Origin of the sequence: Anaerostipes faecis (assembly GCF_910574135.1) — a bacterium.
GTDB classification, from domain to species: Bacteria; Bacillota; Clostridia; order Lachnospirales; family Lachnospiraceae; genus Anaerostipes; species Anaerostipes hominis.
Genome location: NZ_CAJSYK010000028.1, coordinates 1 through 21,882, shown reverse-complemented (window position 1 = coordinate 21,882; position 21,882 = coordinate 1). Strand labels below are relative to the sequence as shown.

Here is a 21,882-nt window from a genome sequence, read left to right as displayed (position 1 = left end):
TGTAGGAACGTGCAGTTCAAGATCCTGGCTGTCGAAATGTAACTTTTATCCTCTGGGATATCACTATTTGAATGTGGCAGTTCCATATGGGCATCCTCTTGCCGGATATAAAACGATAGAACTTTCTAATGCCTACCCATGCTTCAACCTTTATAGATTATTCCGCATCTTCTATTATGCTAAATATCTTCTTTCAATTTTCATCCTCATTGATGCATAGTCCAAATGGAGCAATGCAGAGTAATCCTTATCTTCTAAAACAACACCATAGGCATATTTTTTGAACAACTCAATTTCCGTATGTTTTCGCTTGTTGACCATGTCTTGAAGATAAATTAGATATACTCCTCTTGGAAGGTATATGGCCAACTCTGGTTCCATGCTATTCATATCTGTATCAACTTTATCCGCATTTATTGATTTCCCTATAACTAATGACATCACTTTAGGGTATTTTGCCGCATTAAATTCTATCCTATTTTCCATAAAACAAATCCTTTCTTCAACACCCATTATTGCCTGTTCGTATCCAACACCCAAGGTTTCTACCTATACCTTTATCTCCATCCCATTCTTAAAAGTAAAACGGATATCTTCCTTGCTGAAGACTGTCACATAATCCACCAAACTTTACCAGAGCCGTTCTCTGAATTCCGTAACCGTCCCGTCCTGCTGTTCCAGTTCTGTGAGGAACATCTCTATTTTTTCACGCCTTGCCAGTTTCTCAGTAATGGCAAGCGTGACGGCATCCATCTGCCCCTTCACCCTGTCGAAACGCTCCGACAGGCCATCATACCTTTTCTGGTATTCGCTTTGGTCGAGGGCAATGCGGGCGTTCTCGTCAATGCACTGCTGTATCATCCCCGCTATCACGTTCAGCTCTTCCTTCAGCCCCGCTTTCTCCCTTTCAAGCTTTCCCGTGGAAAAGGCGGCATCCGTCAGCTAATTTTGCGTTGTGCTCTGATACGACATCTTCTATGAGCGAAACTGTAATGCCATACTCAGATGAAAGTTTACGGAATATCTCTGCTTCGTCCGGCTCACATCCAAAAACCGTAATATGTGTTTTTTCTTCATTCGTTTCCTCCTTAAAATCTCACTGGGCTTTGATTTTATCCAAAATATCAACGCTGTCCTGAAATCTGCTTTTCTTCGTAGAGCCCATGACTACGCAGATATAGGTTTCTCCGTCAATCACTGCGGCAGAAACGACACAGGCGCCGCCAAGGCTGCTGGTTCCGGTTTTCAGGCCGATAACCTCCGGATGGTAATATGGACTATTCGGATCAAGAAGCTTATTGGAATTTTTATAAGTCACCTCTCTTCCGTTCGGCCATTTTTCATTTGATGTTTTGCTTGCCACAATTTCTGAAATAATGGAATTCTCCAAACATGCCTTTGCAATAATGGCAAGGTCATAGGCTGTGGTATACTGTCCCTCGGCGTCATACCCATCCGGGACCACAAAATTTGAGTCTGTGGCGCCAATCTCCCTGGCCTTCTCATTCACCTTATCCATGAATATTTTAATGGCCTGCTGATTAGTCAGGCTGTTATCATCTGCAATGGCCTTTCCGGTATTGACTGCAAGGGTATAGGCTGCATCATTGCCGGACGGAAGCATAAGGGCAATCAGTAGCTGCCTGACAGTCAATGTATCGCCCTGCATAAGCCATGCGGTTGACGAATCATTATGGATCATTTCAATCTCCGCACCTACCCTCATTTCATCCTCCGGGGAACAATGGTCAAGCACGGTCAACGCCGTAATCATTTTGGCTGTACTGGCCGGCGCAATCTTATCCGTGCCGTTTTTCTGATACAATACCGTATTGGTGTCTTTATTCACCAAAATGGCGTTTGCTGCTGTGATGTCTGCGGAAATCGTGCCAGCCTGATCTGATACGGCAGGCTCTTTACCATCCTTAAGGAAATGTGCGACCCCAAAGATTACAGAGGCTATGAGTAAACAGAGCATGGCACACGCAGCCCTGTAAAAAAGCAATTTTCTTCTTTTCGCTTCTCTGCGGTTCCTTCCATCGTAATTTCTTCTGTTGTTTTGACGTTTCACGTTTCTCCTAGCTCCTTTCTGAAAGCAAAAAAAATCGCTCCCCCTAGTATAAAAGCATACCAGAATGGAACGATTTATGTTTTCGTATTCTTTTATGGATAACACACGGTTTATCCTGGAATTTCTTACGATTTTTCTACGAGCGGCAATGTAACCTCAAAACAGGTGGTGCCGTTTTCACTGTGGGCAGTGATCTGCCCATGGTGCAGTTCCACAATCTCCCTTGCAATCGCAAGCCCCAGACCGGCTCCGCCGGTGCTTGAGCTCCGTGACACATCCAGGCGGTAAAACTGCTCAAAGATCCTTTCTAATCTCTCTCCAGGAATCGTATCCCCCTCGTTCATGATTTTGATCAGCACATGGTTTTCTGTCTTCCTGGCCTTCACCTGAATGGTGGTATACTCATAACAGTAGTTGACGGCATTTCTCATCACATTATCGAACACCCGCTGCAGCTTGTTGGCATCGCAGGACAACATCATGTCCGGCTGAACATCAAATTCACATCTCAGATTTTTCCCGGCCAGCATCGGCTTAAACTCATGCCCCAGCTGTTCCAGCATCATCGTCAGATTGATTTTGCTGTATACAAGCGTAATGTTTGAAAGATTAAAACGGGTAATTTCAAAAAACTCATTGATCAGCTCTTCCAAACGCTCCGCCTTATCCAGTGATATGGAAAGATATTTTTCCCTGAGTTCCTCGGAGATCTGCTTCTCATCCCTTAACAGGTTCAAATACCCTATGACCGATGCAAGCGGGGTCTTCAAATCATGGGCCAGGTACATGACAAGGTCGTTTTTCCGTTGCTCTGCAAGCTCGACATCCGTTTTCCGTTTCGTCAGGGTATGCCGTATGGAATTGATTTTCCTTTCGGTCGAAGCCAGTTCCGGAGGCAAGGCAATATCATTGGTATCTTCATGCACCAGGGTATCAATCCCCCGGTTGATCTCCTTAAAATACTTTGAAATGCTGTCCAGATAGTGGCGGAAAATGATAAAGAACACGCCCATGACGGCAATCAGGAAAAGCCATATCTCATACGCCTTGAAAGTTCTCAGGTAAACAGCCACCGCCTCATTCCGGTCATGATAAACAAAACACTCTAATATGGCTACCACCACATTTGCAAAATTATCTTTTAAGACGAACAGGTAAATAACCGCTATAATCAGAATGGAGCATGCCATGATCAGCAGTATTTTAACAAACAATCTGTTTTTAAAAAGCAAATAGTCATCTTCATGACTGATGTTATTTTTCAATGGTATATCCCACTCCCCACACGGTTTTTATAAATTTCGGATTTCTTGACGGCTCCTTCATTTTCTCTCTGAGGCGCCCGATATGCGCCATCACGGTATTATTGCTGTCAAAATACCGTTCTCCCCATACTGCCTCAAATAATTCCTCCGTAGAAACAACCATCCCCTGACGCTCGCACAGATACCAAAGGATGGAAAACTCCGTTGGCGTCAGCTGGATCTCCTTTCCAAACAGGATACATTTATGGCTGCTCTTGCTGATTGTCATCCCTCTGATATCGTATTCTGTGCGTTCAGCCTCCTGCTTTATGCGGGGCTGCTTGTACCGCATGTACTGCCTTAACTGCGCCTTTACTCTCGCAACCACTTCCAGCGGGTTAAATGGCTTCGTAATATAATCATCCGCAACGGACAGCCCCATGATTTTATCCCCGTCCTCGACTTTCGCTGTCAGCATGATAACAGGGAAGTAGGACTTCTCCCGGATTTTCTGGCAGATCTGAAAGCCGTCAACATCCGGAAGCATGATATCCAGTATGGCTAAATCCAATTCTACGGATTCAATGCACTTTAATGCATCCTTGCCATTATAGAATTTATAAACGGAATATCCATCATTTTTCAGATATACTTCAACTAAGTCGGCCAGCTCTTTTTCATCATCAACCACTAAGACTTTTTCATTCATATATTGCTCCTCACTGTTGGGCCAACTCAACTATCCTACAGACGGTGTTTGCGTTTTGATTGTCAGAATAGGAATTTGCTGATTTGTCCACTGTGTACTAACGATTCAGAAGTTTTGTTAAATCCCCAATAGAAGTATCCATCTTCACAGATATTTCTTCCATAGTCATACCAGAAGCGAGAAAACGCCTAATCACCATTTTCATATCCTCGCCAACCTCTATAAGATGCCCATCCAAGTCGTAGAAGCGGATTACACGCTGCCCCCAGCTATGCAGGGCGACTTCTCCCAGATATTCGATCTCCGGGTACTCCTTCAGCTTATTCAGGAAACCATCGAAATCCTGCTCCTCAAAGACGACTTCCGCATTATTGGATTTTTTCAGTACCTTTTCTTTTGGTATACTTACCAGCCAGTCAAAATCCTGCTGTAACGCCAGCCCACAGGTAAACGCGATGTTCCTTCCATAATCCTGATACACTTCTAATCCGAATAGGTCTTCATAGAACTTCCTTGCGGTCTTGATGTCAGCTACTGATATAACCACACATACATACTTCATTTAAATTCTCCTTTTCATCGTCACTTTTTCTTGCGCAACTTCAGGTCAATATCATTCTTTGCTGCCACAGCCTTCAGCAATCCTGCGGCAAGAGCGCTTTTTTCTTTGAGCGTCAGCGTTTCCAAATCGGATCTGTTTTCAATTTGCCGGAGTACCTCCTGCAGTTCCTGCAGTTCCAACAGGTTGACTGCCACACAGAACAGCGTCTTTTTCCTCCCGTCATTATAGTGGGCGAGGAGGATGTCCAGAATGCATGCCTTTTCTGCCTGCTCTGCGTTGTAGGCTTCCACTCCAATCTGCTGTGCCTTTTTCATATCGCGCTTTTGATTCCTTCCTGTGATGAAAACATCATAGTCTTCGATATGATCATATTTCGGACAAGGGTATTCACCGCACTGAAAGCAGTATTCAATGCCTCCATGTTCCATGCTACATCTTGCAATTTTACAAGACTGATTTCCCTCGCCGCCCCCGCAGCCAGGGCAGTGTTTACTCAAAAACATAGGGCAAAGCCCACAGTTCAAACCACAGAGAGCGAATAATTGATTTTGTCGATTAAATCCTTTCATGATACCTCCTAAACATCCTGTCCCCAGCCGTTCTTTTCGTAAGATTTTCTCACATTAAAATCATCTTCCAACACCTACAAGAAAATTCATTGACAGCGCATTTTTTGTAATTCCACAAATGGGCATTGATGGGGTTATTATATCATGATACTTCAATATAGTCATTTCTTTTCTGCTTTTGATAAATTACTTATCAGACTATGATTTATAAAGGATGCTAAAGCATTGCTTACGCAACAAGCCCTTGACAAACCATAATCTAATAAGTTTTAAGGTAATCAAGCAGAAATGAAATATTATACTGTTTCATGGCAATGAAAAAGAGATACTGAACATTTACGCAGTATCTCTTAGCTTAGTAGCAATATTCTTTTATTTGGGAAACTCCATTTTCCTACCGTGAAACTGTTTTATTCGTCACCCCGATTTTTTCACCAGGTTCTGCCTGGGTAATTCCCCGTTCCTTACGAAGCAGAGCAATAAACACTCCGATTTTCTTCTGATCCAAGATCATCCCCTCCTTTTTATGCTCATTATAACAGGAGGAGATCATTTTGTATTCCCCACAGACAGCGAAACACCCTTTTGTCGTCTTTTAATCTCAACAAATCATTACAGGATGTCGATCACCATCTCAATGAACGGAATAATAATGCCAAGCAGAAAAAATATTAAAATAATTTTAGCAACGATGACTTTATTTTTATACCATGGCACTTAGCTGGTTGTCAGCATTAAATACTTTTATTTTATTCCTTTCCATAAACAAATAACCCCTTTCAGTCACTTAATTTGTTTATCAAATCTTTCAGTTCCTCAACTTGCCCTTGTGAAATCGTTTCTGTAAAGGCACATACCATATCTGATAAAGAATCATCGAACCAAAATTCTTTTATATTTTCTAACTGTTTCTTCTGATATGCTTTTTCTTCTATGAGAGAAATTACATAACTATAACGCCCTTTCCATTCCATGTGTATAAAACCTTTTTTTTCGAGTTTTGTTAGATAGGTTCTGACCGTGGCTCGACTGTATTCTTTTTCATAATCTTCCTTTAAACTTTGAATTATATCATAAACAGTTATAGCTTTCTCTGTTTTTTCTAATTTCCAAATGGATTTCATAATAATAGTTTCTACACCATATAGTATATCTTTATTTTCCAATGCTATCTTTCCTTTTCTGTTTATTGTTATAAATAGATTCTACTATAATTTCTATTTTTTTTCAAGCCCTTAATTCTGTTCCTGAAAAATTTTTAAATATATAACATATAAAAATAAATTATACTAATATTCCCTTTTGATTTTACTCTCAAAATAACGATTCTATTCAAATGGTGAGGAATAAATTAAACCATCTTAAAATATTTGAATGCCTTTTCAATTCCGTCTTCATCCACATCATCTGTTATATAATCCGCACACACTTTGACATCTTCCTCAGCATTTCCCATCGCGACCCCGATTCCTGCATAGCGGAGCATGTCCATATCATTTTCACCATCTCCAAATGCCATGACTTCATTACGTCGAATCCCGCAAGCCTGTATGATCCGCTTGATTCCGGCCACTTTCCCCCCGCTTTTTGAAATGATATCGACCCCATATGGATTCCATCTGGTCATCTTGCAGTCCTCAAGTCCCGCAACGATTTTCTCTGCCGTTTTTTCCTCCGAATACAAAATAAATTGATAGATCGGTTCTCCGGAATAAGTGCCGATATCGGGAACTGCTGTATTAATCGCTGCTTGTGCTTTTTCCACCATCTCATCGATATAATTGATATACATTCTGTCTTTTTCAACCAGCATAAGCGGCACCTTCCGCGCCTCAAACATAGTAAGCATCTGCTCGACATTCCTCTCACTGATTGGCTCACCGTAAAGCAGTTCTTTCCTGCTGTCCAGGCAGAGCTGCCCGTTCAGTGTAATGAAGCCGTCAAACTGTATGTCAAAGGCTGGCAGATCTTTGATCTCCGACATGTGTCTGCCGGTCGCCGTAAATACACGAACTCCGTTCATTCTCAGGCAGTCTATGGATTTTCTGGCGCTTTTCGGAATTCCACCAGTTGTATTAGAAATCAATGTGCCATCAAGATCAAAAAAAACTGCTTTTATCATTTTCTGATTCTCCTTTTATCATCAAATTCAAAAATGGCGCAAGCAATGTCTCCACTTGCGCCATTTTTCTGGATTTACTTTTTTATTTCTGCACAATATTTACAATTCTTCCCGGAACATAAATCTCTTTTACAACGGTTCCGTTCAGCTTGTCACCCAATGCTTCTTTTGCCTTTGCAATGACCGCATCTTTTGCATCATCTGCTCCGATGGTAATAGTTGTTCTCGCTTTTCCGTTAATCTGCACTGCAATCTCAACCTCATCGTCTTTTAAATACGCTTCATCATAGGCCGGCCATTTCTGTGAAAATACACTGTCCTCATGTCCCAGCTCACTCCAGAGTTCCTCAGAAATATGAGGCGCGAAAGGTGCCAGCAGCACAATGAAAGTTTCCAGAGTCTTTTTGTCCACTCCGCCCTTTTTCGCCAGATCATTGAGTTTATTATTATACTCCATGAATCCGCTGACCACTGTATTCAGGCTGAATTTCTCAAGCCTGCTTGTCACATCATATACAAGACGATTGCGTACCTTGAGCAGATCCTTTGTCTCTTTAACATTCTTGTCCTTCTGGTCCAGAACCACGTTATAGAAACGGCTTAAGAAACGGCGCACACCGTCGATTCCTCTCTCATCCCACTCCGCATCCAGTTCAGGCGGTCCCACGAACAGTTCATACATTCTGAGGGAATCACATCCGTAATCTCTTACCAGATCATCCGGTGAGACTACATTTCCCTTGGACTTGCTCATCTTAATTCCGTTTTTACCTGTTATCATACCCTGGTTGAACAGCTTGTGGAACGGTTCATCAAAGTCCACTGCACCGATGTCATACAAGAACTTCGTGTAGAATCTGGAATACAACAGATGGAGCACGGCATGCTCTACACCGCCGATATACATATCAACCGGCAGGTATTTGTCCGCTTTTTCTTTGGAAACCAGTTCTTTACTGTTCTTGCTGTCGATATATCGCAGAAAATACCAGGATGATCCCGCCCACTGCGGCATAGTATTCGTCTCTCTCTTAGCCGGTTTTCCACAGACAGGACAGGTTGTGTTGACCCATTCATCAATGTCTGCAAGCGGAGATTCTCCTGTTCCCGTAGGCTCGTATTTTTCAACTTCCGGAAGTGTCAGCGGAAGTTCTTCTTCCGGCACCGGCACGGCACCGCAGTCCGGACAGTGAACGATCGGAATCGGTTCTCCCCAGTAGCGCTGGCGGCTGAATACCCAGTCTCTGAGCTTATAGTTGGTAGTCTTTTTGCCCACTCCCATCTTCTCAATGATGGCCGGGGCTTCCTCTTTTAATACAGAAGATTCCATACCGTTCCAGTCACCGGAATTGATCATTGTTCCGGCTGCCTCTGTGTATGCCTCTGTCATATTTTCGATTTCTTTTCCATCTTTAGCAATGACCTGTACGATCGGAATATTAAATTTCGTGGCAAATTCAAAGTCACGGTCATCATGGGCAGGAACACACATGATAGCACCTGTTCCATAGTCTGCGAGGACATAGTCAGACAGCCAGATTGGAACCTTTTTACCATTGATCGGGTTGACTGCATAGCTTCCGGTAAACACACCGGTCTTTTCTTTATCCTGCAGGCGGTCTACGGAAGATTTCAAAGATGCCTGGTAGATATACTCCTCCACTGCTTCTCTGGTCTCATCAGTGGCAAGTTCCGCTGCCAGCTTGTGTTCCGGCGCCAATACCATGAAGGTTGCTCCGTGAAGTGTATCCGGCCTTGTCGTATAGACAGTGATCGCCTCATCGCTGTCTTCTATTTTAAAGTCAACCTCGGCGCCGTGGCTCTTTCCGATCCACTCTGCCTGCATTTTCTTGACTTTTTCCGGCCAATTCAGCTTATCCAAGTCACCCAGGAGGCGGTCTGCATATTCTGTGATCTTTAACATCCATTGTCTCAGATTTTTCTTCGTCACATCTGCACCGCAGCGCTCACATTTGCCGTTTACAACTTCTTCATTTGCAAGCCCTGTCTTACAGGAAGGGCACCAGTTGATCGGCATCTGTTTTTCATAGGCCAGTCCCTTTTTAAACATTTGAACAAAAATCCACTGGGTCCATTTGTAGAACTCAGGGTCTGTGGTGTTGACTTCCATATCCCAGTCATAGATGGCCGCGATCTCGCCGATCTGGCGTTTGATATTCTCTATATTCTTTGCTGTGGATTCTTTCGGATGCACGCCCATCTTGATCGCGTAGTTTTCCGCCGGCAGTCCAAAGGCATCCCATCCCATAGGGTGGATCACATAGTATCCATTGAGCATTTTGTAACGGCTCCACACATCGCTGATCACATAGCCTCTCCAGTGTCCCACATGAAGTCCGCTTCCTGACGGATACGGGAACATGTCCAGACAATAGTATTTCGGCTTTTTGCCGTCATTTTCGTTGACCGGCTGTTCCTCCCAGTGTTTCCTCCACTTCTGTTCGATTGCCTTATGATTATAAGGTACTGCCATAATTTTCATCCTCCTAAACTGTATCTCTTGTCTAAATACAATATATAAAATAAAGTAATATATACTTATTAACTTATTTATTTTATCATATACCCGTTTGATGTCAATATTTCTATATGCAAAAGGCATCCGGCAAAGCCGGACACCTTTCATAGTTAAAAGCTATTTAGTTTATTCTACTGCTGTTGTCGTCTCAGAGGCAGGTATAGCTTTGGTATTTTTACCGTCTAACGGAATTTCGGTTTTTACAGAAATATTCACGATAACAGATACCGGCTTCTTATTTTTTGTACCAGTATAAGTAACTTTCACTCTGCAGTTTCCGTCTTTTGAGAAGTCTGTATAGGCTGTATCATCGTTTTGCCCAATATATTCAAACTTCAGATTTTTATCAGACGGTATCACCTTAGTACCATTGTCTGTAATGCTGATGGCCTTTATAATCTGTGCCTCTAATTCTTTCTTTGCCTGATCTACCGCATTTGGATCGGTCACTGTCATTGTAAATGCCGTCGGATTTGCTTTTATCTCAGCATTCTTATAACCTTTGACTGTAACTTTTACTGTCTTGGATGCCGCTCTGTAAGGCTTATTGCTGTTCTTCACCGTATACTTCACAGTGTAAGTTCCGGCCTTGTTAAACACGTAAGATTTGGCCTTAGAGTAAGACATGGACGTGGCCTTCTTCTCTCCCGGTTTTGTGATGGAGACTGTCATGGCAGAAGTTCTGCTCTTGCCGCTTCTCATCTTGGCCGTTGTCTTAAACACAGCATTCTTCGTATTAATCGTAACTGTTTTATTTGCCGCGTTGGAAATTACCGGTGCAAGAGTATCCACAACTTCTACCTTGATCGTCTTGCTTGCGCTCTTTCCAAGGGCAGATTTTACAGAATACTTAATCTTGTATGTACCTAAAGATTTTGTGCTGAATTTCGCTTTATAATACTTTTTCTTCTCTGCATTATACTTGGTGACTGAATACTTCACTTTCTTTGTAAGGCTTTTCTTTGTCACATTGTCTTTCGCCGTTACATGAGACTTCACGCTGTAAGATTTGCCGTACTCCACTGTTTTTTTCTTCTTGGAAGAAATCTTGATGGTCGGTTTTACCTTGCGGTACGGATTGTTCTTATCCGGATCGGTCGGGTCCCAGTACATACTTCTGGAAGTGGACACCTTGATGGGCTTTGGTTTTCCTAACGGTCCCGGATTCTTGCTGCTGTATATGGTAACCTTTGTTCCCAGTTTACAGTTATCATAGATCCACTTTGCGTCAGCAACACTTAAACGCACGCATCCGTGTGATGCGGTCTTTCCAAGCTTATTGAACTGAACGGTGGACTGGCTGGCCTTGCTGTGGCTGTAATACCACACAGAGTGGAATAAAATCCCTCCATGAATCCTTGTACAATACTGTCCATAGCTCGGTCCCATCAATGTCTGCCAGCGATATTTCGCCGGAGTATAAAAGGTTCCGGACGGTGTATTGGAGCCCCCACAGGACACTAAAAACGCCTTGATCGGTTTATACTTTCCTTTGGTAAGCTTATATACAGTGGCTACATTTGCCTGCTTATTAACCTTAATCCAGTATTTTGTCTGTGCCGCGCTGACGGTCTTTGCCTTAGCCGGACCGATTCCTGTCCCGATAAGCAAAGACAACATCAGAAGGACTGCTGTCAACTTCTTTAACTTGCTGATTTGCTGCTTCATAACTTCCCCTTTCGTCTTTCCTAAATACTCTACCATTATATCCACTCTCTTTTACACTTGTAAATAGCAAAAAGTATGTTATTATAAATTTAAGAAAATCGTAAAATATCAAGGAGGACATTATGATTGCATTTAATCACTTTAACTTCAACGTTCTGGACTTGGACAAAAGCCTTGACTTCTATAAAAAAGCATTGGATCTTGAGCCTGTCCGTGAAAAAAACGCATCCGACGGGAGTTTTAAGCTCGTATTTCTGGGAGACCAGACTACAGGCTTCTCTCTGGAGCTCACATGGTTAAAGGACCGCACGGAACCATATAATCTGGGAGAACTCGAGTATCACCTGGCTCTGGAGACCGACGATATGGAAGCCCTTCACAAGCGTCATGAGGAGATGGGCTGTATCTGTTATGAAAATCCGGATATGGGTATTTACTTCATCAGTGATCCCGACGGCTACTGGATCGAGATCATACCGAGCAAAAAGTAATTTATTTTCAGAATCTAAAATAAAAGAGAATCCTGACAGTGATAAGGAAACTGTCAGGATTCTCTTTTTATCTACATGATGTTCAGCAGTTTCGCAGGAATACTTCGTATCCCTTTTCCACTTCGTAGAGATCGGATTTGCTTGTGATCTCCCATGGAGCGTGCATATTCAGCACTGCAACACCGCAGTCGATGACGTCCATAGCATAGGAAGCCGGAATATAAGCGATGGTTCCCCCGCCTCCTTCATCCACTTTTCCGAGTTCTGCAGTCTGGAATGCTACCTGATTATCATCAAACATTCTTCGGAGTTTCGCAACGAATTCAGGGTTGGCGTCGTTGGAACCGGATTTCCCCCTGGAGCCGGTGTATTTATTCAAGACCAGTCCCTTTCCGAAGTAAGCCGCATTCTTCTTTTCCATGACCTGAGGATAATTCGGATCAAAAGCCGCACTCACATCAGAAGACAGCATATGAGAATTCTGAAGGATTCTGCGGAGTTTTAACTCACTGTATTCTCCTGTCAGGGCCATGATCTCGGCCAGTGTATTTTCAAAAAATCTGGAATGCATGCCGGTAGCGCCCACGCTTCCGATTTCTTCTTTGTCCACGAGGATACAGCAGGTAGTCCTCTGAGCATCCTCCACATTCAGCATAGCCACAAGGGATGTGTAGGCACAAACCCTGTCATCCTGCCCGTAAGACATGATCATGCTGCGGTCTAATCCGAAATCTCTGGCGGGCCCTGCCGGGACAACCTCGATCTCAGCAGACAGGAAATCTTCTTCCTCAATCCCGTATTCCTCTTTCAATATGCCAAGCATTTCTCTTTTTACGGCATCCTTCTCTTCACCTTTGGCCGGGCGGCTTCCGATCAGTACATTCAGATCTTCACCTTCGATCACGACCTTAGCCTTCTTTTCCAGCTGCTGTGCGGACAGATGGATCAAAAGATCGGTCACCCCTACCACAGGATCGGTTTCTTTCTCACCAATGCTGATCTCAATTGTAGTTCCGTCCTTTTTAATGACAACTCCGTGGAGAGCCAAAGGCAGCGTCACCCACTGATATTTCTTCACACCGCCGTAGTAATGGGTGTCCAGAAGCACCATTTCTGTGTCCTCATACAGTGGATTTTGTTTTAAATCCATCCTTGGGGAATCGATGTGCGCCCCCAAAATGTTCAACCCGTCTTCCATCGGCTTTTCCCCGATCTGGAATAGGACAATGGTTTTGTCCATCCACGTGCGGTAAACTTTATCACCCGGGTTCAGCTTCTTTTCCTCTGCTATAAAATGCTCTAAATCCTGATATCCTGCTCTCTGGGCCAGTTTTACTGATTCTTTCACACATTCCCTCTCTGTTTTTCCGCCGGTGAGGTACTCTTTATAATCAGACGCCAGAGATTCCAGTTTTTCTATCTCTTCTTCTGTATAAGAAAGCCATGTATTCTTTCGTTCCATTCGCAATATCCTTTCTGTCTGCAAAAATACTTTTTATTTGATAGTATTGCCCCATTGTTCCTCTTTAAATCCAATCAAGACAAAGTCATCCCCTATGACTAAAGGACGTTTTACCAGCATGCCGTCTGTCGCCAGAAGATCGATCTGTTCCTCCTCGCTCATTTCCGGGAGTCGGTCTTTCAGTCCCAGATCCCTGTATTTCATCCCGCTTGTATTAAAAAAACGCTTGACCGGAAGTCCGCTCACTGCAATCCATTCTTTTAATTCCTCTGCTTTTGGATTGTTTTCCACTATATGGCGGTCTTCATAGGAAATCTGATGCTCGTCCAGCCATTTTTTCGCTCTTTTACAGGTTGTACATTTCGGATATTCTATAAATAACATTGTCTTGTTCTCCTTTCCTTGGTTTATTCTCCGGTTATCTTATCATATTTCAGTTTAGAAAAAAAGGCAGTTGATCCAGAATCTCAACAACCTTTTCCTCTAATATTTTTTACAGGCAGAACTCATCCAGTGTTTTTCCGAGATACCACCAGTAATCCTTTTTGTCGATAGAATTTTTCGTAAAGACTTTTTCCTCCCGGATCACCTTGCCGTTCAGCACATATTCGATCTTCCCCACCTGTTCTTTCTTCTTTACAGGTGCATCTAAACTCTTCGGGATCTGGCATTTGATATCGACCTTTTCCCCTTTTTTCAGCAGAAGCGTCATACCTCCGCCTTTGGCCCCTATGGAGACTTTGTGCTCCATCCCTCCATTTACATACAAGTCCGTTAATTTGCTGTAGTCCGGAATAATCTTGTGATAGGAATAATTTTTGGCACCGTAGTCTATCAAAGTTCTGACATCCGACCATTTGTAAGTTTTATGGGGAGGCCATCCGCAGGCCAGCACGACCGCGATCATGGTCATGCCATTTTTCTTCACGGCTCCCACGTAGCAGTACCCGGCTTTAGAAGTAAATCCGGTCTTTCCGGAAACCGCACCGTCCATCATGGACAGCAGGGCGTTGTGGTTATTGCAATTAAAAGAACGCTGCCCGGATGCGTCATGAAAAGAATGGCTCCTGGCTCTGGTGATCTCCAAAAATTCTTTATTTTTGATGCACTGTTTCATGATCAGTGCAAGATCATATGCCGTAGTGGAATGAATCCCGTTTTTGTCGGTGCGGTCCAATCCGTTGGGCGTGACAAAGTGTGTCGACTTTGCCCCATAGGATCTGGCCTCTGCATTGAGCTTTTTTGCAAAGTTTTCAGTTGATCCCGCCGCGTGCTCCGCCAGGATCACCGCACAGTCATTGTAAGACTCAAGCATCAGTCCGTAAAGGAGGTCCTTAACTTTGTATTTTTCCCCGGCCCTTGCCCCCAGATGGACCTGTGGCTGGGCAGCGGCATTTTTAGAAACTGTCGCTTCCTCTTCCAGATTGCAATGTTTAATAATATACAGGCATGTTAAAATCTTTGTAGTGCTGGCATTCGGCATTCTGGCTTTTCCGGATTTATCAAATAAGACTCGTCCGCTGCCCGCATCCATCAAAATTGCAGATTTTGCATAGAGCTTTAACGTATCATCCGCCCGGACCGTGTGAAATCCGAGCTGCAGACACAAAAACAGAGACCATATTACACAGAAAATCTTCTTCATTCCATTTACTCTCCTTCAAGCCAGCTAAGATATTTCTCTCCGTTATCGGAAGGAGGCCTGTTAAGAGCCGACTGGGATAATGGAGAAAAACTCATACAATTAATACTATATGAAACGTCAGAACAAAATATACCCACAGGGCACACCGTATTTTATACCCTTCGGGTGGACGTGCTCCGCACGATAAGGTATAACACAGTCTCATGGTTTCCCGCAGACGACGCGATTCTTCCCTGCAGTCTTGCCCTTGTACATCTGTCTGTCGGCCAGGGCAATTATCTCCTCGGAAGGACTGACTCCGAAGGTCATAGTAATATGCAGATTTTTATCATCACAGCAAAAAACATGTCCGGCCACCGTATCACACAGCTCCTAAAGCTTTATGAGCACATCCTCCAGCGGTGTGTCCCGGAAAAGAAAAATAAACTCTGCTCCTCCCCACCGGCAGACATCCACGTCTCCTCCCAGAAAAGAACGGATAAGTTCTGCTGGTTCACTCAGAATCTTATCTCCGCAGAAATGTCCCCACGTGTCGTTTACAATCTTAAAATCATCAATATCGCGCAGTGCCAGCACTGCAAAGGCCGCCAGACAGTTTTCCACCTTTTTTAGGAAAGCATGCCGGCTCAGCAGTCCGGTGAGCTGGTCATAGTTTGCAAGCGTCGACAGGCTGCGGTTCTCATCCTGCAGTTCCTGCCGGCTGACAGCGGCAGAAAGCTGCGAAGAAACAGCTGCATATAAAATAATCGTAATAACCTCAGCGCAAGGAAAACGCAGTTCTAAAGTCCCGCCAAAAGATAAGGAACGTATTTATGTTTGAAGGAACAAAAATAAATCAGGGAGGTCATATTCATTGCCTCCCGCCCTTCTTCCAATATTTCTCCTCAAACTGATCCGCCGGGATCGGATTTGAAATATAAAATCCCTGTATACTGTCTGCACCCAGGGAACACACTGCTTCCAGTTCTTCCGGATGCTCGACTCCTTCCACACATACAGCAATCCCTACACTGTGGCATAGCTTTATGACCGCCCCGATAAAAGAATGATTAAATACATGATCCGGATATGAAGCAGCCAGCGTTTACATGTAGAGAATGCCTGCTCCAATATTCATTTTCCTGCCTCTATAATCAGCCCGCTGTTTTCAAGGAGCGGTATAAACTGAGCAGGACCTGCGGCTTCAGTGTCAGGACAGGACCATCGGAGCAAGCCCGGGTACGATTCTTCCCGCAGTTCAAAATCCTGCAGCATATTATCGGAAATCAGAGCCATATCGGTTGTCATATCGATGATATAGATATAATCTTCTGTACTGCTCACAATCGCATCATAAAACGCCTGTCCGTCTATATGGAACGCACCGTTCTCTCCCGCAATTTTTTTTCATAAAATCTTCCTCCATCTTTAAAATGCCGCAGAAATTAAAACCCGGTTTTAAGCTTTCTTCCACTCATAAATTACAATGTGCCGGAGGAAAGAGCAAGCTAATCCAGTTTCAAAATAAGTACCGGAAGCGGAGGATGATTCTGTTTATTATAAAAGTCCTGTTTTATAACAATATATCTCCTGTCATCCAGCTGCTTTAAGTATTGAAGGACTTCTTCTTTCTCCGCAAACCCGGTATCTCCTCCACTATAAATACAAACACTGATAACTCCTCCCGATTTCAAAAGCTCAAGTCCCACTTTAATAGCCTGTATCGTACTTTTCGGCCTTGTAGCAATACTGTGATCCCCACCCGGAAGATAACCCAGATTAAACAAAATCGCCTGTACCGTACCTTTTTCTGCATACCGGTCCATATTTTCATGGCTGTCCAAAATAAACTTTGGATGGTATCCTTTTAATTTCAGCCGCTTCCTGGCATTGAACAGTGCTTCCTCCTGTATTTCAAATCCAATCACTCTGTCTGTGAGCCCGCACAAGTACTCAGTGTCACCTCCGTTTCCAACCGTTGCATCGATACATAAGTCTCCTTGTTTAATAAAGCGTCTCAGCTCTCCATGCACCCACTGTGTTATGCTGATCCTCATTTTCATTCCCTCCTGATCCGTGGACAAAAAGGTCGTAGACCTTTCCTATGAAATAACAAAAAGAGAGAGCCCGGACTATTTAAATCCTGCTCTCTCGGTTTAGTTTAGTAATAGCAGATAACCGGTGTTCCGGCATCGATCATATTGTAAAGGGTTGCAGCTGCATAAGGCGGCATATTGACACATCCGTGTGATCCCCCGGAAATATACTCACTTCCTCCGAAAGAAGACCTCCAGCTTGCATCGTGAAGTCCCACGTTGCCGTTGAACGGCATCCAGTAAGATACCGGTGAGTTATAACCCTGACCGCTCAATGTCGCATTGCGCTGTTTGTACAGTACAAATGCCACACATTCCGGTGTTTTTCTTCCCGCTTCCATCTTGCCTGTGACTACGGATGAAGAAAAGACAACCTTTTTCTTTTTAATGTAGAAAACTTCCTGCTGTCCCATATCGACCTCGATATAAGTATCGCCGATGTCTCCCTGATATCCGTCGTATACCTTTGCCTTTTGGCGCCAGTATGGCTCTCTTGTCTCTTGTGTGCCCTCTTTCAGCATTTTTTTGACTGCGGCTTCTTCCTTTTCACGGCTCATTCTCCAGCCGTAAGGACCTCCGAAAATCTTTTTGGTTCTTCCGTCGTGAGTCTTGACAGTGCGCATAGTCCCCATCGTGTTATATTTGTATGCAAACTTCATAACCCAGTTTTCCATCTTCTTCATGTCGATAGTAAAATCTGTGTCATTCTTGATCTTAAACCACTTGTGGTATACATCCTTATCAAGAACTACCGTCTGTTTCCCGAACTTATAAGTAATACTTCCCTTCAGAGAATCGTTCATCCTGTCTTTCAGAGAAATGATCTCTTTGCTCTTGCTAGTATACTTCGGGACATCATAGGCGCCTTCCTTGTCCAGATCCACGACAGCGACACCGCCTTCTACGGCACTCTTTATGAGTTTTTCCGTCTGTTCCTTCTTTAAGACCGTACCGATTTCTTCTTTTTGGATCTGATAAGCTCCGTCTTTGTAAACCGGTTTGGCATTTCGGATCTTGATGATATTTTTCTTTTTGAAGCAGTCAAGGTTTTTTAAGGCCTTTTGAAATGCTGCTTTGTCATAAGCAAACATATCGATATCGTTGTACTTCTCTCCCCCGAAAACACCTTTGATCCACAGAAAAGAACTCTGTCCGTCTTTGAGCTTCCTGATCTGGTCTTCACCGTCAAAGGAAACCTTGAGCACACTGCTCTTTAAAACTTCCTCTCTGCCTTTTCGCTCTTTTACGGTCAGCGAATAGCCGTCCGCCTTTTTTTTGAAAATGTCTGTAACTTCGTCAACTGTCTTGTTGGAAACATCGACACCATTGATCTTTGTTCCATATGTAAACTTCTTGCTGAAATACACTGCGATACAGCAGTAGATCACAAAAATAATCCCGACTGTGATCAGTGTGTAATGCTTCCAAGTAAATTTTTTATGTTCCATAAATGTCCTCCTAAACTCAGTATCTAATTATAGTACAAAACTTGTAAAAAGGCCACCCATAATTTAAATTATTTTACTTGTGTTTCTTTTATGCGGATGGTACAATGAAACGGTATGTTAATAAATTAACAGATAAAAGACAGGAGGATTACTTATGTCATTTAAGGAAGAATACCAAAAGAAACTTAAAACAGCCGATGAGGCCGTAAAAGTTGTGAAATCCGGCGATTGGCTGGAGTACGGCTGGTGCGTCACCACACCGGTTGCCCTTGACAAGGCTTTGGCAAAAAGAATGCCGGAATTGGAAAATATTAATATCCGGGGCGGAATCGTCATGTGGCCGCTGGAGATTACAAAGATCGACTCCCCTGCCGATCACTTTACATGGAATTCCTGGCACATGGGCGGACTGGAGAGAAAATGGATCAACGAAGGATTCGCATATTATGCACCAATCCGTTATTCTGAGCTTCCAGGATACTACCGCAATTACATCGATCACATAGATGTTGCGATGATGCAGGTTGCCCCGATGGATGAACACGGATTCTTCAACTTCGGGCCAAGCGCATCCCACCTGGCTGCAATGCTTGAAAAAGCCGACTGTGTCATCGTGGAGGTTAACGAAAATATGCCTCGCTGCTTAGGCGGATTTGAAGAGGGCGTACATATTTCCAAAGTTGATATGATCGTCGAAGGCGGAAATCCTGCGATTGCAGAACTGGGCGGAGGCGGAGCAGCCACTGATGTGGACAAAGCCGTTGCAAAACTCATTGTAGACCAGATCCCGAACGGCGCATGTCTCCAGCTTGGTATCGGCGGAATGCCGAATGCCGTAGGTTCCATGATCGCGGAATCCGACCTGAAAGACCTGGGTGTTCACACTGAAATGTATGTGGATGCGTTCGTAGACATTGCAAAAGCAGGAAAGATCACCGGTGCCAGAAAAAATATCGACCGCTACCGTCAAACCTATGCGTTTGCAGCAGGAACCAAAAAATTATATGACTACTTAGATAACAATCCGGAATGTATGAGTGCTCCTGTAAACTATACAAATGACATTGCAAGGGTTTCTTCCATTGACAATTTCATCTCTATCAATAACGCCGTGGATGTGGATCTGTACGGACAGATCAGTGCAGAATCTTCAGGAATCAAACAGATCAGCGGCGCCGGCGGACAGTTGGACTTCGTCATGGGAGCTTACTTATCAAACGGTGGAAAGAGCTTTGTATGTCTTTCTTCCACTTTCACAGACAAGGCCGGCCAGATGCATTCCCGTATTCTTCCTACCCTGCATAACGGGTCTATTGTAACAGATACCCGTGCCAATGCCCACTACATCGTCACTGAATACGGAATGGCAAACATGAAGGGACTCTCTGCATGGCAGCGCGCGGAAGCCCTGATCAATATCGCTCATCCAGACTTCAGAGACCAGCTGATCAAAGACGCAGAAAAAGCTCACATTTGGAGAAGATCCAACAAATAGATTTTGATACAGTTTCTCACTTTATCAAAATTCGATGAATATTTTATCCTCCTTTGTTAAACTACTTAATACAAAGGAGGATTTTTTATGATCAATAATAGAAAAACGGCCATCATTGGCTGCGGATTTGTCGGTGCGTCCACCGCATTCAGCCTGATGCACCAGGGACTGTTTTCCGAACTGGTCTTAATCGATGTAAACGAAGAAAAAGCCAAGGGTGAGGCGATGGATTTAAGCCATGGGCGCCCGTATGTAGATACATCCAAGATATATGCAGGCACCTATGATGATGTCGCGGACTGCGGGCTGATCATCATAACCGCCGGTGCAAATCAAAAGCCCGATGAAACCCGTCTCGACCTGGTACACAAAAATGTATCCATTTTTAAATCTATCATTCCGGAGATCACCAAACGAAACTCCGAGGGGATCTTATTGGTTGTTGCCAATCCGGTTGATATTCTTACTTATGTGACTTTAAAGCTTTCAGGATTTCCAAAAAACCGGGTCTTTGGCTCCGGAACCGTCTTGGATTCGGCACGTTTCCAATACCTGCTCAGCGAACACTTGGAAGTAGACAGCGGCAGCATTCAGGCATTTATCATCGGGGAGCATGGAGACAGTGAACTGGCTGTCTGGAGTGACACCAATGTCTCAGGGATCGGCATCAACGAATTTTGTGAAATGCGCGGGCATTTTGACCACGAGAAATCTATGAAGAGGATTTTTGACGATGTGAGAAACAGCGCCTATGAGATCATCGAGAAGAAAGGTGCTACCTATTACGGCGTCGCCATCGCAGTCAGCCATATTGCAGAGAGCATTATTCGAAATAAAAATTCGATCCTCCCGGTCTCCAGCCTGCTTAGCGGAGAATATGGCCTGTCTGACCTTTGTCTGAGCGTACCGACCATTGTCAACAAAAACGGTGCGGAACAGGTCATAGAAATTGATTTAAACAGTAAAGAATCCAATCTGCTGAATAAATCTGCAGGACAGTTAAAAGAGATCCTTTCATCCCTGGATTTATAGCAGGCTCCGTTTTGTATCTTTTGTATACGAAAAAGTACAGTGGAAATATTTACACATTATGAGATCTGTGCTATTGTATGATTCAAACAAAAATTTACTGATTTTTTATTAGATTCATACAAAAAGTGAGGGTTCCATATGAAAAGATATCTCTTAGCCGGTATTGTAGCTTTGGCGATTGCAGTTACTTTAAGCGGATGCGGTACAGCACACGTAAAACCGGAAGGACTCAGTGACAGCCAGTACAGGCTGGGCCTGAGAGCGATTGAGACGACAGATAAATATTTAAACGCTGAACTTTCAAAAGATCTGGCCAGCGAACAATTTAAAAATATCAAAAAGGCGTTTGAACAGTATACAAAAAGCAGAAAAACTGCTTTTTCACGGGTAGATTCCCGGATGGAACAACTGGAACACTGCCTGTCTGCAAAAAAAGTTTCAGACAAATCAGTGACCAAAGCCAGAAACCGTTTGGCAGAGATATTAAATCAAAATCTTTTATAAGTTCAATCGAGTAGGAGGCTAGTCATTAAGTGACTAGCCGACCTCTCAGTCGAGTAAGTAAGAGGAATTTCACCTCAAACTTCTCACGGAACCGTACGTGAAAGTCTCCTTTCATACGGCTCTTATCATTCAGCGAGTGTGTGAAACTTTTTCTGTAAAATAGAACTTAGAAGGTTCTTCTATGATAAAATAAAAATCATAGGAGGGCCTTTTATTATGGCAAGAGAAAAGAAACCAGTGCACAAA

General features: G+C 43.6%; 24 protein-coding genes and 1 pseudogene. 4 read left to right on the top strand and 21 right to left on the bottom strand.

What is annotated here, in order from left to right; genetic code table 11:
• Nucleotides 1–174 precede the first annotated feature (174 nt).
• From QGT46_RS14590 to QGT46_RS14530, 12 genes and pseudogenes are all read right to left on the bottom strand, one after another.
• On the bottom strand, nt 175–540 hold the full coding sequence (locus QGT46_RS14590) for a hypothetical protein (RefSeq protein ID WP_024727161.1): 366 nt from the start codon (nt 538–540) through the stop codon (nt 175–177).
• Between the two features lie 90 nt (nt 541–630).
• Nucleotides 631–873: a hypothetical protein gene (locus QGT46_RS14585; protein WP_024727160.1), complete on the bottom strand. Its 243-nt coding sequence runs from the start codon at nt 871–873 to the stop codon at nt 631–633.
• Between the two features lie 55 nt (nt 874–928).
• Nucleotides 929–1,060, bottom strand: a pseudogene (locus QGT46_RS14580) (D-lactate dehydrogenase VanH-D); the annotation flags it as partial.
• A gap of 36 nt (nt 1,061–1,096) precedes the next feature.
• Nucleotides 1,097–2,134 (bottom strand): D-alanyl-D-alanine carboxypeptidase family protein, encoded by a 1,038-nt coding sequence (locus QGT46_RS14575; RefSeq protein ID WP_420360582.1) that lies wholly within the window; start codon nt 2,132–2,134, stop codon nt 1,097–1,099.
• 62 nt (nt 2,135–2,196) lie between these two features.
• Nucleotides 2,197–3,261 carry a vancomycin resistance histidine kinase VanS gene (gene vanS, locus QGT46_RS14570; RefSeq protein WP_270430822.1) on the bottom strand — a complete coding sequence of 355 codons (1,065 nt, stop codon included), beginning with the start codon at nt 3,259–3,261 and terminating at the stop codon, nt 2,197–2,199.
• Nucleotides 3,262–3,325: 64 nt separating this feature from the next.
• Complete coding sequence (vanR-D, locus tag QGT46_RS14565) at nt 3,326–4,024, bottom strand: vancomycin resistance response regulator transcription factor VanR-D (protein WP_024727157.1); 699 nt, start codon at nt 4,022–4,024, stop codon at nt 3,326–3,328.
• 97 nt (nt 4,025–4,121) lie between these two features.
• Nucleotides 4,122–4,586, bottom strand: coding sequence for a VOC family protein (locus QGT46_RS14560; protein WP_024727156.1), 465 nt, complete (start codon nt 4,584–4,586; stop codon nt 4,122–4,124).
• Between the two features lie 20 nt (nt 4,587–4,606).
• A complete protein-coding gene (locus QGT46_RS14555) occupies nt 4,607–5,155 on the bottom strand; it encodes a DUF3795 domain-containing protein (RefSeq protein ID WP_024727155.1) in 549 nt (182 codons plus the stop codon).
• Between the two features lie 779 nt (nt 5,156–5,934).
• Entirely contained in the window at nt 5,935–6,321 is a 387-nt protein-coding gene (locus QGT46_RS14545; protein WP_024727154.1) for a BlaI/MecI/CopY family transcriptional regulator, read from the bottom strand.
• Nucleotides 6,322–6,506: 185 nt separating this feature from the next.
• Nucleotides 6,507–7,277, bottom strand: coding sequence for a Cof-type HAD-IIB family hydrolase (locus QGT46_RS14540; RefSeq protein ID WP_095142966.1), 771 nt, complete (start codon nt 7,275–7,277; stop codon nt 6,507–6,509).
• 82 nt (nt 7,278–7,359) lie between these two features.
• Nucleotides 7,360–9,771 (bottom strand): leucine--tRNA ligase, encoded by a 2,412-nt coding sequence (gene leuS / locus QGT46_RS14535; RefSeq protein WP_024727152.1) that lies wholly within the window; start codon nt 9,769–9,771, stop codon nt 7,360–7,362.
• Nucleotides 9,772–9,942: 171 nt separating this feature from the next.
• The gene (locus QGT46_RS14530) at nt 9,943–11,520 is read right to left on the bottom strand and encodes a L,D-transpeptidase (RefSeq protein ID WP_270430815.1); all 1,578 of its coding nucleotides are present in this window, start codon (nt 11,518–11,520) and stop codon (nt 9,943–9,945) included.
• An 86-nt stretch (nt 11,521–11,606) separates the two neighbouring features.
• Between QGT46_RS14530 and QGT46_RS14525 the strand changes: the two genes are divergently transcribed.
• A complete protein-coding gene (locus QGT46_RS14525; RefSeq protein WP_006566643.1) occupies nt 11,607–11,975 on the top strand; it encodes a VOC family protein in 369 nt (122 codons plus the stop codon).
• 82 nt (nt 11,976–12,057) lie between these two features.
• Here QGT46_RS14525 and QGT46_RS14520 read toward each other — a convergent pair whose 3' ends face one another.
• The 9 genes from QGT46_RS14520 to QGT46_RS14485 form a co-directional block, all read right to left on the bottom strand.
• A complete protein-coding gene (locus tag QGT46_RS14520; protein WP_024727150.1) occupies nt 12,058–13,437 on the bottom strand; it encodes an aminopeptidase in 1,380 nt (459 codons plus the stop codon).
• A gap of 33 nt (nt 13,438–13,470) precedes the next feature.
• On the bottom strand, nt 13,471–13,821 hold the full coding sequence (locus QGT46_RS14515) for an arsenate reductase family protein (protein ID WP_024727149.1): 351 nt from the start codon (nt 13,819–13,821) through the stop codon (nt 13,471–13,473).
• A 109-nt stretch (nt 13,822–13,930) separates the two neighbouring features.
• Nucleotides 13,931–15,082 (bottom strand): D-alanyl-D-alanine carboxypeptidase family protein, encoded by a 1,152-nt coding sequence (locus QGT46_RS14510; protein WP_024727148.1) that lies wholly within the window; start codon nt 15,080–15,082, stop codon nt 13,931–13,933.
• A 201-nt stretch (nt 15,083–15,283) separates the two neighbouring features.
• A complete protein-coding gene (locus QGT46_RS14505) occupies nt 15,284–15,439 on the bottom strand; it encodes a hypothetical protein (RefSeq protein ID WP_235824634.1) in 156 nt (51 codons plus the stop codon).
• Nucleotides 15,440–15,454: 15 nt separating this feature from the next.
• Entirely contained in the window at nt 15,455–15,712 is a 258-nt protein-coding gene (locus QGT46_RS14500; protein ID WP_270430823.1) for a GGDEF domain-containing protein, read from the bottom strand.
• A gap of 220 nt (nt 15,713–15,932) precedes the next feature.
• Nucleotides 15,933–16,073 carry a hypothetical protein gene (locus tag QGT46_RS17100; RefSeq protein ID WP_270430818.1) on the bottom strand — a complete coding sequence of 47 codons (141 nt, stop codon included), beginning with the start codon at nt 16,071–16,073 and terminating at the stop codon, nt 15,933–15,935.
• A gap of 122 nt (nt 16,074–16,195) precedes the next feature.
• The gene (locus tag QGT46_RS17095) at nt 16,196–16,405 is read right to left on the bottom strand and encodes a hypothetical protein (RefSeq protein ID WP_330625670.1); all 210 of its coding nucleotides are present in this window, start codon (nt 16,403–16,405) and stop codon (nt 16,196–16,198) included.
• Nucleotides 16,406–16,569: 164 nt separating this feature from the next.
• Nucleotides 16,570–17,118 (bottom strand): tRNA (mnm(5)s(2)U34)-methyltransferase, encoded by a 549-nt coding sequence (locus QGT46_RS14490; RefSeq protein WP_081723805.1) that lies wholly within the window; start codon nt 17,116–17,118, stop codon nt 16,570–16,572.
• 104 nt (nt 17,119–17,222) lie between these two features.
• Entirely contained in the window at nt 17,223–18,605 is a 1,383-nt protein-coding gene (locus QGT46_RS14485) for a L,D-transpeptidase family protein (protein ID WP_024727144.1), read from the bottom strand.
• Between the two features lie 154 nt (nt 18,606–18,759).
• On the opposite strand from QGT46_RS14485, the gene QGT46_RS14480 reads away from it, so the two are divergent.
• The 3 genes from QGT46_RS14480 (at nt 18,760) to QGT46_RS14470 (ending at nt 21,636) form a co-directional block, all read left to right on the top strand.
• Entirely contained in the window at nt 18,760–20,100 is a 1,341-nt protein-coding gene (locus QGT46_RS14480) for a butyryl-CoA:acetate CoA-transferase (RefSeq protein WP_024727143.1), read from the top strand.
• Between the two features lie 87 nt (nt 20,101–20,187).
• Nucleotides 20,188–21,132, top strand: coding sequence for an L-lactate dehydrogenase (locus tag QGT46_RS14475; RefSeq protein WP_024727142.1), 945 nt, complete (start codon nt 20,188–20,190; stop codon nt 21,130–21,132).
• Nucleotides 21,133–21,270: 138 nt separating this feature from the next.
• The gene (locus QGT46_RS14470; protein WP_024727141.1) at nt 21,271–21,636 is read left to right on the top strand and encodes a hypothetical protein; all 366 of its coding nucleotides are present in this window, start codon (nt 21,271–21,273) and stop codon (nt 21,634–21,636) included.
• Nucleotides 21,637–21,882: the final 246 nt, after the last annotated feature.